Annotated in this window: 17 protein-coding genes and 1 tRNA gene; 13 read left to right on the top strand and 5 right to left on the bottom strand. The window is 73.2% G+C overall.

Going from position 1 to position 14,653, the window contains the following annotated elements; genetic code table 11:
- The first annotated feature begins 11 nt into the window (after nt 1-11).
- From ACERUN_RS05475 to ACERUN_RS05430, 10 genes are all read left to right on the top strand, one after another.
- Nucleotides 12-695: a hypothetical protein gene (locus ACERUN_RS05475; protein WP_370288802.1), complete on the top strand. Its 684-nt coding sequence runs from the start codon at nt 12-14 to the stop codon at nt 693-695.
- A complete protein-coding gene (locus tag ACERUN_RS05470; RefSeq protein ID WP_370288801.1) occupies nt 692-2,152 on the top strand; it encodes an aldehyde dehydrogenase in 1,461 nt (486 codons plus the stop codon). Before ACERUN_RS05475 ends, ACERUN_RS05470 begins: the two co-directional genes overlap by 4 nt.
- Before the next feature lie 118 nt (nt 2,153-2,270).
- On the top strand, nt 2,271-3,023 hold the full coding sequence (locus ACERUN_RS05465; RefSeq protein ID WP_370288800.1) for an SDR family oxidoreductase: 753 nt from the start codon (nt 2,271-2,273) through the stop codon (nt 3,021-3,023).
- Between the two features lie 4 nt (nt 3,024-3,027).
- Nucleotides 3,028-3,927, top strand: coding sequence for an NAD(P)-dependent oxidoreductase (locus ACERUN_RS05460; protein WP_370288799.1), 900 nt, complete (start codon nt 3,028-3,030; stop codon nt 3,925-3,927).
- Nucleotide 3,928: 1 nt separating this feature from the next.
- Nucleotides 3,929-4,345 carry a carboxymuconolactone decarboxylase family protein gene (locus ACERUN_RS05455; RefSeq protein WP_370288798.1) on the top strand — a complete coding sequence of 139 codons (417 nt, stop codon included), beginning with the start codon at nt 3,929-3,931 and terminating at the stop codon, nt 4,343-4,345.
- 20 nt (nt 4,346-4,365) lie between these two features.
- Nucleotides 4,366-5,142: a 4'-phosphopantetheinyl transferase superfamily protein gene (locus tag ACERUN_RS05450; protein ID WP_370288797.1), complete on the top strand. Its 777-nt coding sequence runs from the start codon at nt 4,366-4,368 to the stop codon at nt 5,140-5,142.
- Between the two features lie 103 nt (nt 5,143-5,245).
- Nucleotides 5,246-5,569, top strand: a complete 324-nt coding sequence (locus ACERUN_RS05445) for a hypothetical protein (protein WP_370288796.1) — start codon at nt 5,246-5,248, stop codon at nt 5,567-5,569.
- A complete protein-coding gene (locus tag ACERUN_RS05440; RefSeq protein ID WP_370288795.1) occupies nt 5,566-5,871 on the top strand; it encodes a hypothetical protein in 306 nt (101 codons plus the stop codon). Before ACERUN_RS05445 ends, ACERUN_RS05440 begins: the two co-directional genes overlap by 4 nt.
- Entirely contained in the window at nt 5,868-6,791 is a 924-nt protein-coding gene (locus ACERUN_RS05435) for a patatin family protein (protein WP_370288794.1), read from the top strand. Before ACERUN_RS05440 ends, ACERUN_RS05435 begins: the two co-directional genes overlap by 4 nt.
- A gap of 154 nt (nt 6,792-6,945) precedes the next feature.
- The gene (locus ACERUN_RS05430; RefSeq protein ID WP_370288793.1) at nt 6,946-7,575 is read left to right on the top strand and encodes a fasciclin domain-containing protein; all 630 of its coding nucleotides are present in this window, start codon (nt 6,946-6,948) and stop codon (nt 7,573-7,575) included.
- A gap of 71 nt (nt 7,576-7,646) precedes the next feature.
- Here ACERUN_RS05430 and ACERUN_RS05425 read toward each other — a convergent pair.
- Nucleotides 7,647-7,719, bottom strand: a tRNA-Arg gene (locus tag ACERUN_RS05425).
- 227 nt (nt 7,720-7,946) lie between these two features.
- On the opposite strand from ACERUN_RS05425, the gene ACERUN_RS05420 reads away from it, so the two are divergent.
- Nucleotides 7,947-9,305, top strand: coding sequence for an LCP family protein (locus ACERUN_RS05420; protein WP_370288792.1), 1,359 nt, complete (start codon nt 7,947-7,949; stop codon nt 9,303-9,305).
- Between the two features lie 9 nt (nt 9,306-9,314).
- Complete coding sequence (locus ACERUN_RS05415) at nt 9,315-9,512, top strand: hypothetical protein (RefSeq protein ID WP_370288791.1); 198 nt, start codon at nt 9,315-9,317, stop codon at nt 9,510-9,512.
- Nucleotides 9,513-9,553: 41 nt separating this feature from the next.
- Here the strand turns inward: ACERUN_RS05415 and ACERUN_RS05410 are convergent, their stop codons facing one another.
- The 3 genes from ACERUN_RS05410 to ACERUN_RS05400 form a co-directional block, all read right to left on the bottom strand.
- Nucleotides 9,554-9,904, bottom strand: a complete 351-nt coding sequence (locus tag ACERUN_RS05410; RefSeq protein WP_370288790.1) for an MscL family protein — start codon at nt 9,902-9,904, stop codon at nt 9,554-9,556.
- Nucleotides 9,905-9,964: 60 nt separating this feature from the next.
- A complete protein-coding gene (locus ACERUN_RS05405; protein ID WP_370288789.1) occupies nt 9,965-10,648 on the bottom strand; it encodes an SAF domain-containing protein in 684 nt (227 codons plus the stop codon).
- A gap of 114 nt (nt 10,649-10,762) precedes the next feature.
- Nucleotides 10,763-11,143 (bottom strand): FmdB family zinc ribbon protein, encoded by a 381-nt coding sequence (locus ACERUN_RS05400; RefSeq protein ID WP_370288788.1) that lies wholly within the window; start codon nt 11,141-11,143, stop codon nt 10,763-10,765.
- Between the two features lie 146 nt (nt 11,144-11,289).
- Between ACERUN_RS05400 and ACERUN_RS05395 the strand changes: the two genes are divergently transcribed.
- Complete coding sequence (locus ACERUN_RS05395; protein WP_370288787.1) at nt 11,290-14,013, top strand: penicillin acylase family protein; 2,724 nt, start codon at nt 11,290-11,292, stop codon at nt 14,011-14,013.
- A gap of 16 nt (nt 14,014-14,029) precedes the next feature.
- Here the strand turns inward: ACERUN_RS05395 and ACERUN_RS05390 are convergent, their stop codons facing one another.
- Entirely contained in the window at nt 14,030-14,641 is a 612-nt protein-coding gene (locus tag ACERUN_RS05390) for a 5-formyltetrahydrofolate cyclo-ligase (RefSeq protein ID WP_370288786.1), read from the bottom strand.
- Nucleotides 14,642-14,653 lie beyond the last annotated feature (12 nt).

Genomic DNA, 14,653 nt, shown 5'->3' with positions numbered 1-14,653 from the left:
AAGGGACACCGATGAGCGAGCTGACCCGTGCCGAGATCGAGGAGTTCTGGGACTCCTGGCTCGACGTCAACCGTCGCGCCGAGGCCAGCGGCGACTGGCGCGTGATGGCCGACTGGTACGCCCAGGACGCCACCTACGGCTGGATGTACGCCCCCGACGAGCACTTCATGGCGGTGGGGCGCGACCAGATCCGCGACTGGGCGATCGGCATCGAGATGGACGGCCTCGACGGGTGGCACTACGACTACGTGTGCACGGTGATCGACGAGCAGAAGTCGATGATCGTGGGCTTCTGGAAGCAGCGCTCGGGCATCCTCAAGGACGACGCCGATCCGTCGGCCGGTGAGTTCGAGATCCTCGGACTCGGCGGCTCGTGGTTCGGCGTCGAGCGGCAGGTCGGCGGCGAGGACGACGGGCTGGTCAAGATCGCCTGGCAGCGCGACTGGTTCGACATGCCCTCGACCGCCCACACCTTCATGGAGATCATCAAGGCCGACAAGGCGCCCGACACCCTGCTGAAGCGGATGTCGGTGGCCGGCCACGGCGTGCCCGGGCACTACCACCACGACGAGCTGCCCTCGACCGTGTGGCCGCCGCCCGTGGAGCGCGGCGACTACCTGACCCAGGCGGCGCCCGCGACGCCCTCGACGCCGTCGACGCTGTCGACGCCGTCGACTCCCGGGGTGACGGCGTGAGCGGCCTGCCTCCCGCACCGCAGCAGCTGATCGACGGCAAGCTCGTCGCCGGCTCCGGCGGCGCGACCTTCCCGATCCTCAACCCGGCCAGCGGCGAGGAGATCGGGCAGGCGCCCGACGGCACCGCCGAGGACGTCGCCGCCGCCATCGCCGCGGCGAGACGCGCCTTCGACGACGGCGTCTGGGCGAACGACCGTGACCTGCGGCTGCGCTGCCTGCGCCAGCTGCACGCCGCGCTGCTGGAGAACGCCGACGCCTTCCGCGCGCTGACCACCGCCGAGGTCGGCATGCCCGGCTTCATGATGGGCGCCGCCGGTTTCGACGTGCCGGTCGACGGGCTGCGCTGGGTCACCGACCTGCTCGAGACCTACGAGTTCGAGACCGACCTCGGCCTCGCGCACCCGATGGGCATCGCCTCGCGCCGCACCGTGCGCCGCGAGCCGGTGGGCGTGGTCGCGGCGATCACGCCGTGGAACGTGCCCACGCAGATCAACCTGGCGAAGGTCGGGCCGGCGCTGGCGGCGGGCTGCACCGTCGTCCTCAAGCCGGCGCCGGACACCCCGTGGGTGGCCGCCGAGCTCGGGCGCCTCGTCGCCGAGCACACCGACATCCCGCCCGGCGTGTTCAACGTGGTGACGCCGCGCTCGAACGAGGTGGCTGCGCTCCTGAGCACCGACCCGCGCGTCGACATGGTGTCGTTCACCGGCTCCACCGACGTCGGGCGGGCGATCATGGCGGCTGCGGCGCCGACGCTGAAGAAGGTCTTCCTCGAGCTCGGCGGCAAGTCCGCCGCCATCGCCCTAGACGACGCCGACGTCGCCGCGGTCGCCGGCGCCACCGCCTTCGCCGCCTGCATCCACGCCGGCCAGGGCTGCGCCATCACCACCCGGCTCGTGGTGCCCCGCGACCGCTACGACGAGGCCGTGCAGGTGGCCGCCGCGACGATGGAGTCCATCGGCGCCAAGGACCCCGCCGACCCGGGCGCCATCTGCGGCCCGGTGATCTCGGCCGTGCAGCGCGACCGCGTCGCCGCCTACTTCGACGTGGCGCTGGCCGAGGGCGGCCGCTTCGCGACCGGGGGCTCCGTGATCGACCAGCCCGGCTTCTGGGTGCAGCCGACCGTGGTGGCCGGGCTCGACAACTCCTCGCGACTGGCCCAGGAGGAGATCTTCGGGCCGGTGCTCGTCGTCCTCGCCCACGACGGCGACGACGACGCCGTCCGTATCGCCAACGAATCGGCCTACGGGCTCTCGGGCTCGGTCGACTCCGCCTCGCTCGAGCGCGCGACCGCCGTGGCGAAGCGGATCCGCACCGGCACCCTCGCGGTCAACGGCGGCGTCTGGTTCAGCCCCGACGCCCCCTTCGGCGGCTACAAGCAGTCGGGCATCGGCCGCGAGATGGGTGTCGCGGGGTTCGAGGAGTACCTGGAGACGAAGACGCTGGCGTTTCCGGGGTGATGGGCCGGTTTCACCGGCCGGCCGGTGAAACCGGCACTTGCACGACGGAGTTCCGTCGTCCAAGTGGAAGATTCACCGGCCAGCCGGTGAATCGCGAGACGGATGGGACAGGAGTGACATGATCAGGTTCGACGGCAAGGTGGCCGTGGTGACGGGGGCGGCGCAGGGGATCGGGGAGGCGTACGCCAGGGCGCTCGCGGCCGAGGGCGCGAGCGTCGTCGTCGCCGACCTCAACGAGGACGCCGGCACCGCCGTGGCCGCCTCCATCACCGAGGACGGCGGCCGCGCGATCTTCGTGCCCTGCGACGTGTCGTCGGCCGAGTCGGCGCAGGACCTCGTGGCGCGCACGCTCGCGGAGTTCGGCGGCATCGACCACCTGGTCAACAACGCCGCGATCTACGGGTCGATGGAGTTCAACCTGCTCATCAGCGTCGACTGGGACTACTACCGCCGCTTCATGGCGGTGAACCTCGACGGCGCCCTGGTGATGACCCGCGCGGTGTACCCCGAGATCGCCAAGCGCGGGGGCGGGGCGATCGTGAACCAGTCGAGCACCGCCGCCTACCTCTACTCGGGCTTCTACGGCCTGGCGAAGGCGGGCATCAACAGCCTCACCCAGCAGCTCGCGCACGAGCTCGGCGGCCAGGGCATCCGCGTCAACGCGATCGCGCCCGGCCCCACCGCCACCGAGGCCACGCGCGTCCAGGCCGGCGACGCGGCGAAGGACATCGTGCGCACCTCGCTCGCGATCAAGCGCATGGGCAGCGTCGACGACATGGTCGGCGCGCTGCTGTTCCTCCTCTCCGACGACGCCTCCTGGGTGACCGGCCAGATCCTGGCGGTCGACGGCGGCCAGACCTTCCGGTTGTGAGCCGATGACCACCACCGTCGGGTTCGTCGGCCTCGGCAACATCGGCAAGCCCATGGCGCTGCGCCTCGCCGCGCAGCAGCAGGACGCCGACCTCGAGCTCTGGGTCCACGACGTCGCACCCGAGCCGCTCGCCGAGGCAGAACGGGCGGGCGCGCGCATCGCGGCCGGCGTCGCCGACCTGGCCGGGCGCTGCGACGTGCTGTGCCTCATGGTGCGCGACGACGACCAGGTGCGCGACGTGCTCGCCGCAGCGCTCGACTCCGCGCGCGAGGGGCTCGTGGTCGTCGTCCACTCGACGGTGGCGCCCGGCACCCCGGCCGAGCTCGCCGCCACCGCGGCGCCGCACGGCGTCCACCTGATCGATGCGCCGGTCTCGGGCGGGGCGATGGGCGCCGCCGACGGCTCGCTGGCCCTGATGGTCGGCGCGGACGACGCCGCGCTCGCCGTCGCCGCGCCCGTGCTGCACGCGCTGGGCAGCAAGGTCGTGCACGCCGGGCCGGTGGGGGCGGGCACCCGCTTCAAGCTGGCCCGCAACCTCATGCACTTCGTCGCCTTCACCGCCGCCACCGAGGCGCAGCGTCTCGCCGAGGCCGCCGGGCTCGACCTCCGGGCGCTCGGCGACGTGGTGCGCCACACCGACGCGATCACGGGCGGCCCGGGCGCGATCATGCATCGCGAGAGCACCGCCGAGCTCGCTCCCGACGACTTCTGGTTCGGGGTGTTCTCCAACGTGGCCTCCCTCGCCGCGAAGGACCTCGGCTTCGCGATCGACCTCGCCCGCGAGCTCGGCGTGGACGTGCCGTTGGCCGAGCTGGCCGCCGCGCGCCTCGCCGCCGGCCTCGGCCTCCCCGCCCCTGCTTCCGCGCCCGCGTCCGCCCCCGCTTCCACGACGACAGGAGCCTGACATGGCGAAGTTCGACGACCTCCCCGAGCAGCGCCGTCGCGGCCTGGAGAAGATGGAGCAGGTCTACGGCTTCGAGATGAGCGACGGCGACGGCGACTTCTTCCGCTACACCGTCGAGCACCTCTTCGGCGACATCTGGCAGCGCCCCGGCCTCAGCGACCGCGACCGCCGAATCTTCCTCATCGGCCTGCTCGTCGGGCAGCGCGCGGACGACGTCCTCGGCATCCAGGTGCCCGCTGCGCTGGCCAACGGCGAGCTGGACGACGCGGCGCTGCGCGAGCTCGTGATCCTCGCCTGCCACTACGACGGTTGGCCCAACGGCTCGCGCTTCAACGCCGTGGTCGAGGAGGCGATCGGGCGGGCCGCGCGGGCGCGGGCGAAGGCCGAGCGTGCGGAGGCCGACGCCGCCGGGGGCTGAGGCTTGTTAACCTCCCCGTGATGACGCGCGAGGTGTGGGAGGCCGTGCCCGACCCGTCCGCCAGGGCAGTGCAGCCGGCGGTCCTGGGGTCGCTGCTCGACGACCCCGCGCCGCGCGAGGGTCGCTTCGGCGTCTGGCGCATCGCCACCGACCACGTGGACGACGCCACGCTCGACGCCGCGCGGGCCTGGCTCGACGACGCCGAGCGCGCGCACGCGTCCTCCCTCGTGCGGGCCGAGCTGCGCCGGGCCTACGAGATCGCCCACGGCGCCGCGCGGCGCGTGGTCGGCGCAGCCCTCGGCCTCGCGCCCGAGCAGGTCGTGTGGGGGCGCCATGCCTGCCCGGGCTGCGGCGAGCCGCACGGGCGCCCGCGCGCCGAGGGCGCCGATCTGGAGTTCTCGCTCTCGCACACACCCGGCCAGGTGCTGGTGGCGGTCGCGGACCTGCCGGTCGGTGTCGACGTCGAGCAGCACCCCACCGATCCGGTCGCCATCGCCGGCGTGCTGCACCCCCGCGAGAGCTCCGAGATCGCCGCGGCCGCCGCCGGAACGCTCGACGGCGGGCGCGCCACCGTGCGCTTCACCCGCGCCTGGGCCCGCACCGAGGCCTACCTCAAGGGCATCGGGATCGGGCTGGGCCGCGACCCGCACCTCGACTACCTCGGCACGGATGCCGCCCCCGCCCGGTCGGTGGGCGGATGGTCCGTGCACGACGTCGTGGTGCCCGACGGATACGGGGCCGCGGTCGCCGTCGCCGGCCCGCACGCCGTGGGCCCGCACGCTGGCCGCCCGCGCTGATCACGTCGGGGCGCGGAGGTGGTTGTAGCCTCCGATCAGTGAGCACCCTGCACCCCCCGCGGCCGGCGTCGTGCCGGCGCGGCGCACACCTCGGGGTGGCGCGGTGATCGAGGCGATCGGCTACGTCGGCAGCGCCGGCGCCGCCACGATGTGGGTGCCGCAGGCCGTCCAGGCGGTGCGTCACCGTCGCGACCCCGCGGCGCTCGCCGCGCTGAGCCTGCTCTCCTACAGCGTGGCGATGGTCTTCAACGTGCTGCTGGCCACCTACGGCTCGCTCGAGCACGCCCGGCCGGTCATCCTCGCCGGGGTGGTCAATCTGCTGTGCTCCACGGTGATCGTCACGGTGCTCGTCACCGCGCGTCGCCGCACATCGGCCGCCCGCGACGAGCCGGGCGCCACCTCGACGAGTGCGGGGGAGCGGTCGTGACCCTCGTGCTCGGATGGCTCGTCGGCATCATCGACGTCGCCCAGTTCGTGCCGCAGACCCGCCGCGCGATGGCGCTGCGCCGCGTCGTGGGAGGGCTGGCGGGCCTCAGCGTCACCACGTGGACCATCGCCACCGTCCAGGCCACCGCGTGGGTCGTCTACGGCTTCGCCGAGCGGCTCTACGCGATCGCCGTCCCCAACGTCCTCATCGCTCCCGCGTGCGCGGCGATCCTGCTGGCCCGCCTGCGCCAGCGGCCCGTCGTCCGCGAGGAGCGCCCCGACCCCCTCGGAGGCCCCCTGTGACCACCCATCCGCACACGCCGGACGCCGCGCCGACCGCGCCGCTCACCTCCAACGTCACCGACGTCGCCCTCGTGCTCGAGGGCGGCGGGATGCGGGCCAGCTACACCTCGGGCCTAGTGAACGTGCTGCTCGAGAACGGCTTGCACCTCGACTGGGTCGGCGGCATCTCGGCCGGCTCCAGCCTGCTCTCGAACTACGTCTCGCGCGACGCGTGGCGCAACCGCCACTCCTTCACCGACTTCGTCACCGACCCCCGCTTCGGCGACTGGCGCACCTTCGCCCGCGGGCGCGGCATCTTCCACGCCGAGTACATCTACGAGCAGGCCGGTCGGCCCGGGGGCTCCCTGCCCTTCGACTGGGCCACCTTCGCGGCCAACCCCGCCCGCCTGCGCATCGGGGCCTTCGACGCCGCCAGCGGTGAGAGCGTGCACTGGGGTCGCGACGACGTGACGACGATGGACGACCTCATGCGCAAGGTCCGCGCCAGCTCGACCATGCCCGTGCTGATGCCGCCGGTCGTCATCGACGGCCGCACCTACGTGGACGGCGCCCTCGGCTCCGGCGCCGGCATCCCCCTCGACGCCGCCGAGGACGACGGGTTCTCGCGGTTCCTGGTCGTGCTCACCCAGCAGCGCGACTACGTGAAGCCCGAGGCGAGCGGCGACTGGTTCTTCCGCCGGTGGTTCCGCCGGTTCCCGGCCGTGGCCGAGGCGCTGGCCACCCGGCCGGCCCGCTACCGCGAGATGCGCGAGCGGATCTTCGACCTCGAGTCCGACGGGCGGGCCTACGTGTTCGCGCCGGAGGCGATGACGGTGGGCAACGGCGAGCGCTCGGTGCCCGTGCTGCGCGACAGCCACGCCCGCGGCGTGGCGCAGGCGTGGCGCGAGCTGCCGGCGATCCGCGACTTCCTGGGCGTCTGACCAACATCTGGCCGACATCTGATCGGTATCGCCGATCACGGGGGGTTCTACCCATCCGAGGTGGTTACCGCACCGAACGACTCACGTCAGTTCGGCAGCGCCGCCGGTTCTGGTGGCACTGCTCCACACCCCCCTTTACTCGGAGGACCATCAGATGAGCAAGCGTTCCCTTCGCGTCGGCGTTGCCGGCCTCCTGACCTCTGTCGTCGCCGGTACCGCGCTGGCCGCCGCGCCGGCCCAGGCCGCGCACGAGCCGGGCACCCGCAGCCTCGCGACGCTGCTCGCCAAGGACAAGGGCTTCGACCGCAACCGCCAGGACTTCGACATCCTCGAGGCCGCCGTCAAGGCCGTGCTGAAGGCCAAGCCGAACAGCCCCGTCGGCGTGCTCGCCAAGGGCAACACTCGCGTCACCGCGTTCCTCCCCACCGACGGTGCCTTCCGCTGGCTGGTGCGCGACCTCACCGGCCGCAGCTACAACGCCGAGAGCAGCGTCTTCAAGAAGCTCGCCTCGACCGTCGACATCGACACCATCGAGGCCGTGCTGCTCTACCACGTCATCGCCGGCAAGACGATCGACTCCAAGGGCGTCATCGCCCGCGACGACAAGGCCGTGCGCACCGCGCTGGGCCCGACCTTCATCGTCCGCGTGCAGAAGAACCGCATCGTCCTGAGCGACCGTGACGGCGACGCCCGCAACCCGATCATCCTCAAGACCGACATCAACAAGGGCAACAAGCAGATCGGTCACGCCATCGACCGCGTGCTGCGCCCCGTGAACCTCTGACGGTTCCCCTGTTTCACCAGCACCACCACGACGGCCCCGGGCTCCCGCCCGGGGCCGTCGTGCGTTCGCGGTGCCCCAGGCAAGAGTCGAACTTGCGACCTTTCGCTTAGGAGGCGGCTGCTCTATCCACTGAGCTACTGGGGCGTGGGGCCCATCTTGTCACCCGTCCGCCGAGGCGGGGCGATTGGGCGGCGTGCGCGGCGGTGGTGACAATGGCGGGGCAGGATGCGGTACGCGGGTCGCTCGCTCGGTTGCGACACGCCGTACCGTGGGCGAGGTCGCATCGGGGCGCGTCGTCCGGCCCCGGCTCTCGCGACCTGCCGCAGCCCACGCTCGATCCCGGCCCCGGCCGGCTCCCGACCAGGTGGACCATGACCCAGGACCCGATGTACCCCGACGGCGGCGACGACACGCGCCCCCAGGCCGGCGCGCGCCGGGTCACCACCTCCCGCGCCAGTCGTGGACGACGGGGCGCCGCACCCGCCGCGGCGGGCGGCGGTGGTGGCCGGGGTGGTCGCGGAGGTCGTCGCAAGGCGCCGCAGCCGGGCAAGGTCGTCTTCCGGGTGATCACCGCGAGCCTGCTCACCCTCGGACTGTTCACCGGCGTGGGCGTCTCGCTCGTCTACAACAACCTGGACGGCAACATCACGCGGGTCAGCGCCGGCAACCAGGTGAAGAACCGGCCGGCCAAGGAGGTCGTCGAGGGGCCGAAGGAGCCGCTCAACATCCTCGTCATGGGCACCGACACCCGTGCCGGCAAGGGCAACGGCATCGACGGCGAGGCGGGTGGCGGACTGTCCGACACCACGATCCTGTTCCACGTCTCCGCCGACCGGAAGTTCGCCTACGGCATCTCCATCCCGCGCGACACCGCGGTGATGCGACCCACCTGCTACCGCAAGGACGGCTCGGCGATCGCCGGATCGGGCGGCTTCGTGAAGTGGAACGACGCCTACGCCATCGGCGGTCCGTTCTGCACCCAGCAGCAGTTCGAGCAGCTCACGGGCGTACGCGTCGACAAGTACCTCGTCGTCGACTTCAACCAGTTCAAGGACATGGTCAACGCACTCGACGGCGTCGAGGTGTGCATCCCCGAGGACATCAACGACACCAAGCGCAACATCTTCCTCAAGGCCGGCACGCGGGAGATCAAGGGCAACGAGGCGCTCACCTACGTCCGCCTGCGCTACCGCGTCGGATCCGGCACCGACACCGACCGCACGCGGCGCCAGCAGGCCTTCATCGGGTCGATGATCAACAAGGCCCTCACCGCCGGCATGATCAGCCGCCCCGACCGCATGGTGCGCTTCCTCAGCGCCGCCACCTCCTCGCTCCAGACCGACTTCGACGGCCTGTCGTCGATCGCCGACGTCGCCTTCACCGCTCGCGGTATCGGTCCCGAGAACATCAAGTTCGTCACCACGCCCTGGGTCTACTCCGACAAGGTCTCCGGTGGCATCGAGTGGACCCCCGAGGTCAACAAGCTGTGGCGCCTGGTGCGCAAGGACCGGCCGTTGACGCCCGAGTTCCTCAGCCAGGCGATCAGCGCCGGTGACGCCCCCGACGGCTCGAGCACCGCCAGCGCCTCGCCGTCGCCCAGCCCCAGCCAGAGCCCGAGCGTCTCGCCGAGCCCCTCCGGCTCGCCCTCGCCGGGCACCAGCCCCACTCCGACGCCGGCTCCGGGCGGTCTCGACGCCAAGGGCCGCGAGAACGTCGGACTCTGTTCCTGAGGTCGAGTCGTGAGCACCGATGCAGAGCGCGACGACGCTCCCGAGCCCGCCTGGAAGCGCCGCAAGCGCCTCGCCGAGATCTTCGGCGACACCCTGCCCGAGACCACGCGCGACGAGCGCGAGCCGGGGTCGTCGTCCACGGGGGAGGGCGAGAGCGCCTCGGAGCGCTGGCTCAAGGCACAGGTGCCGCCCCACCACGGAGGGTGAGGCGGCACCGGGTGCAGCAGCGCCGTTGATCGGCGCGAGCGTCAGCGCTGCGCCAGCTGGTCGCGGATCTGGGTGAGCAGCTCGATCTCGGTGGGGCCCGAGGCCTCGGCGGGGAAGAACTTCGCCTTCGCGCGCGTGTAGGGCATCACGACGAGGAAGTAGACGATCGCTGCGAGGATCACGAAGGCGATGACGGCGTTGATGAAGGGCCCGACGGCTACGTCGGCGACCTCGACCTTGCCGACCTTCGGCTGGCCGAAGATCTTGCCGATGAAGCCGGTGAGGACGTCGGTGAACGTCTTGACCACCGTGCCGAACGATCCGGCGATGATCACGGCGACGGCGAGCTGGACGAGGTCGCCCTTGAGCAGGAAGGCCTTGAACCCGGACATTGGAACGCTCCTGTGGGTGGATGCGGATCGGCGCCGGACGGCGCCGCGACGTCCCTGAACCTACCGACCGGGCTCCTCGCGGCACCACGTGAAGGTCACGTAGGACGACGCCGCGGCCACGCCCAGCCGTCGAGCAGCCGGCACGTCGACCGCGAGCACGGCGAGGCGGCCGGGCAGCGCGCCGTCGCTTGCCTGGCCGACGCCCGGCACGGCGAGCACCACCGCGCAGCCGGCGACGAGCGCGGCGTCCTGGCTGGAGCGGGGGTCGCCGACGAGGACGTCGATGCGGTCGCCCGCCGCCAGCAGCGCCGCCTGCCCGGCATCGCTCAGGCGCACCGGCGCCGCCACCGCACCCGGCGGCAGCTCGCGCGCCGTGGCCGGGCCGGTGAGTCGCACGTCGGTGAGCACCTCGCCGCGGCGCAGGGGAGCGGCGAGCAGCCGCCCGCCGGGGTGCCGGCGCAGGGCACCGGTCGGGACGGCGTCCACGGGGAGGGCGCGGGAGGTCAGGTCGTCGGGGGCCAGCGGCCGCCCGGCGCCGAGGTCGCGCGCGGCCACGAGGACGACGGCCGTCGGCGCCGGAGCCGGCGCGACCGCCCGCACCCCTGCGAGCACCCCGACGACCACGAACAGCGCCGCCAGCGGGCGCCGTCGCCTCAGCACAGCGCGGCGCGCGCCGGTGAGCCCAGCACGCCATCGCTCGAGGGCTGATGCGGGTGCGGGCGATGCGGCGGGGTCGGGCGACATGCCCGCGACGCTAGGCCGGTTGCGCGAGCCGTGGATCCGCTCTCCACAGCCCCGGTCGCCGCGGGCCGACCGACGGACAGCGGGGCGGCCGGGCGGTCGGGGATCAGGCGGCGATCAGGAGGAGGACGAGGCCGAGGTCGAGCTGGACGAGCCTGCGCTGCTGGAGGCGGTGCTGGAGCTCGAGGAGCCTGTGGAGCCCGAGGAATCCGACGAACCCGAGCTGCTCGCGGCGCTCGACGAGCCCGAGCCGGAGCCCGAGCCCGAGCCGGAGTCGCTGCCGGCGCTCGAACCGGCGCTGGTGCTGCTCGAGCTCGACCCGGAACGGCTGTCGGTCTTGTAGAAGCCCGAGCCCTTGAAGACCACGCCGACGGAGTTGAACACCTTGCGCAGGCGCCCGGAGCACTCGGGGCACACGGTGAGGGCGTCGTCGCTGAAGCTCTGGAACTGCTCGAAGGCGTGGCTGCACTCGGTGCAGAGGTACTGGTAGGTGGGCATCGAAGGATCTCCGACGAAGGTTCGGGTGCCGGCGGGGTTGCTGGCACTCTCGGTACGCGAGTGCCAATGCTACGCCACGCCCCGTCGTCCGTGGCAGCGCCGGGGTCGCAGCGCGCCCGCTTGGCCGCGGGTGATGGAATGCAGCGGTGCGAGGGGGCGAGGGAGCAGGCGCGGTCGAGCGACCCGGCGACGGCGCGGAGCAGCCCACCGGCCCCACGCCCCGGGAGCGGATGGAGGCGCGCTGGCGGCGTCGGTTCCGCTGGGCGGCGGGGCTGGGCGTCGTCCTCGCGCTGGTGCTGGTCGCGGCCAGCATCACCGCGGTGATCGTGGCCCGCCACTCCTGGCCGGAGACCTCCGGGCGCCTCGCCATGCCGGGCCTTGAGAGCGAGGTGCGGGTCGTGCGGGACGACGCCGGCGTGCCGCAGATCTACGCCAGCTCGATGCGCGACCTGATGATGGCGCAGGGCTTCGTGCACGCCCAGGACCGCTTCTTCGAGATGGACGTGCGCCGCCATGCCACCGCCGGCCGCCTCGCCGAGATGTTCGGCGCCGACGCGCTGCCCACCGACCTCGTGGTGCGCACCCTGGGGTGGCGCCGGGTCGCCCAGCAGGAGCTGCTGCTGCTCAAGCCCGCCACCCGCTCGGCGCTCGACGCCTACGCGGCCGGCGTCAACGCCTACCTGGCCGGCCGCTCGGCCAGCGACATCTCGCTCGAGTACACGCTGCTCGGCCTCACCGGCCTGCGCTACGACCCCGAGGACTGGACGGCGGTCGACTCCCTCGCCTGGCTCAAGGCGATGGCGTGGGACCTGCGCGGCAACCTCGACGACGAGATCGACCGCGCGCTCACCGGCCTGGCGGTGGGCGAGGCGCGTGCCGACGAGCTCTACCCCGCCTACCCCTACGACGAGCACCCGCCGATCGTCGGGCGGGGCGGGCTGCGCGACGGCGTCTTCGACCAGGACGCCGGCCCCGCGTCGTCCACGGGCGGGCGGGGAGCCGCGGCGAGCGCCGCCAGCACCGCGACGCCCCGCGAGCGGCGAGGTGTCGTGCGCGCCCTCGCCTCCGCGCGTAGCGCCCTCGACGCGCTGCCGGCGCTGCTGGGCAAGGGCGACGGCATCGGCTCCAACGCCTGGGTCGTGAGCGGGGACCGCACGCGTTCGGGCAAGCCGATCCTCGCCAACGACCCGCACCTGGGCATCTCGCTGCCCGGGGTGTGGAGCCAGGTGGGCCTGCACTGCACCGAGGTCACCCCCGACTGCCCGATGGACGTGGCGGGCTTCGGCTTCTCCGGCGTGCCGGGCGTGGTGATCGGCCACAACCGCGACATCGCCTGGGGCTTCACCAACTTCGGCCCCGACGTCACCGACCTCTTCGTCGAGCGCGTCGCCGGCGACACCTGGCAGTACGACGGCCGCACCCTGCCGCTCACCCGACGCACCGAGACCGTGAAGGTCCGTGGCGGCGACCCCATCGAGCTCACCGTGCGCTCCACCAGCCACGGTCCGCTGCTCTCCGACCTCGCCGCCCTCGACGCCGAGTCCGAGCAGTTCGACCTCGGCTCCGACGGCCTCGTCGGCCAGGTCGAGCAGCTCGCCGGCGGCACGGACGACACCGCCGCCGGTTGGGACCACGCCGTCTCCCTCGCGTGGACGGCGCTCACCCCGCGCCCCACGGCCGACGCCCTGCTCGCCCTCGACGTCGCCACCGACTGGCGCTCCTTCCGCGCCGCGCTCGCCGACTTCGCCGTGCCGGGGCAGAACATCGTCTACGCCGACACGCGCGGGCACATCGGCTACCAGGCCACGGGCGTCGTGCCGGTGCGCCGCCCCGGCAACGACGGCCGGACGCCGAGCGCCGGCTGGCTGCCGCGCAACGACTGGACCGACCGCACCGTGCCCTACGACGCGCTGCCGCGGCTCTACGATCCCGCGTCGGGCGTGATCAGCACCGCCAACCAGGCCGTCATCGACCCCGAGCGCTACGCCCCGTTCCTCACCGACGACTGGGACTACGGCTACCGCTCTACCCGCATCGGCGACCTGCTGCGCGAGGGCGGCGACGAGCTCGACGTCGACGACATGGCCCGCATCCAGCTCGACGCCCGCAGCGCCATCGCCGACGACCTCGTGCCGCGCCTGCTCGCCATCGACCTCCCGCCCGGCTACTACTCGAACGGCCAGCGGCTGCTGCGCCGCTGGGACCGCCAGCAGCGCGCCGACAGCGCCGCGGCGGCCTACTTCAACGTGGTGTGGCGCCGCGTGCTGCGCGACACCTTCGGCGACGAGCTGCCCGCCGCGCTGCAGCCCGACGGCAGCGACCGCTGGTTCCGCGTCGTCAGCGCGCTGCTCAAGCGCCCCGACGCCCGCTGGTGGGACGACGTGCGCACCGACGGCGTCACCGAGACCCGCGACGACGTGCTGCGCACCGCCATGCTCGGCGCCCGCGACGAGCTCACCGCCCGCCAGTCGCCGCGCGCCGACGAGTGGACGTGGGGCGGTCTGCACCGTCTCGAGCTGCGCTCCTCGACGCTGGGGGAGTCCGGCATCGGGGTCGTCGAGAGCATCTTCAACCGCGGCGGCTGGGAGGTCGGCGGCGGCTCGTCGATCGTGGATGCGACGGGCTGGAACGCCCGCCAGGGCTACGAGGTCACCACGGCGCCGTCCATGCGGATGATCGTGCCGATGGACGACCTCGACGCCGCCCGCTGGATCAACCTCACCGGCGTCTCCGGCCACGCCTACCACCCGCACTACACCGACCAGACCGACGTCTGGGCGCGCGGCGACACGCTGCCCTGGCGCTTCGGACGACGCGCGGTCGAGGCCGCGGCCGACGACGTTCTCGTGCTGCAGCCGCCGCGCGGCTGACCCTGCCCCGACCCGCCTAGAGAACCCGGAGGTGCCGCACGCCGTCGGGCGTCGCGACCGCGCCCACCGGCCGGTCGTGCGGCTCGGCGGGCACGGCATCGAGCACCTCGTCGGCGTAGAGCAGCACGGCGGTGAGGGTGCCGCGCGGAACGCGGGCGAGCGCCCGGTCGTAGGAGCCGCCGCCGCGTCCCATCCGCACGCCGTCCTTGCCGACCGCCAACCCCGGCACGAGGACGACGTCGGCCCGCGCGATCGCCTCCACCCCGAGCAGCTCGCCCGTGGGCTCGAGCAGCCCGCGCCGCGCGGGCTGCAGGCTCGCCGGGCCGCCGTAGCGGGTCCAGTCGAGGTCGTTGTCGGGCAGCAGGCGCGGCAGCAGCACGTGTCGCCCGCTCGTGTGCAGCGCCTCGATCAGGCCGGTCGTGCCGGGCTCGCTGCCCACCGACACGTAGCAGGCCACGGTGGCCGCGCGCCGCACGGCGGGCTCGGCCAGCAGGTGGTCGGTGATCGCCGCCGCCGCCTCGGCCACCTCCACCAGTGGACGACGCCGGCGCGCGGTCAGCAGCTGGTCGCGCAGCGCGATCTTGGCCCCGGGCGGTGTCGCAGGGTGGAGCGGTTGGGCGTCGGACACCCGGCAAGCCTA

Origin of the sequence: Nocardioides sp., from assembly GCF_964229035.1 — a bacterium.
Classification (GTDB): domain Bacteria; phylum Actinomycetota; class Actinomycetes; order Propionibacteriales; family Nocardioidaceae; genus Nocardioides.
The sequence above is the reverse complement of the archived record's forward strand: the minus strand, read 5'-3'. Positions and strand labels throughout refer to the sequence as shown.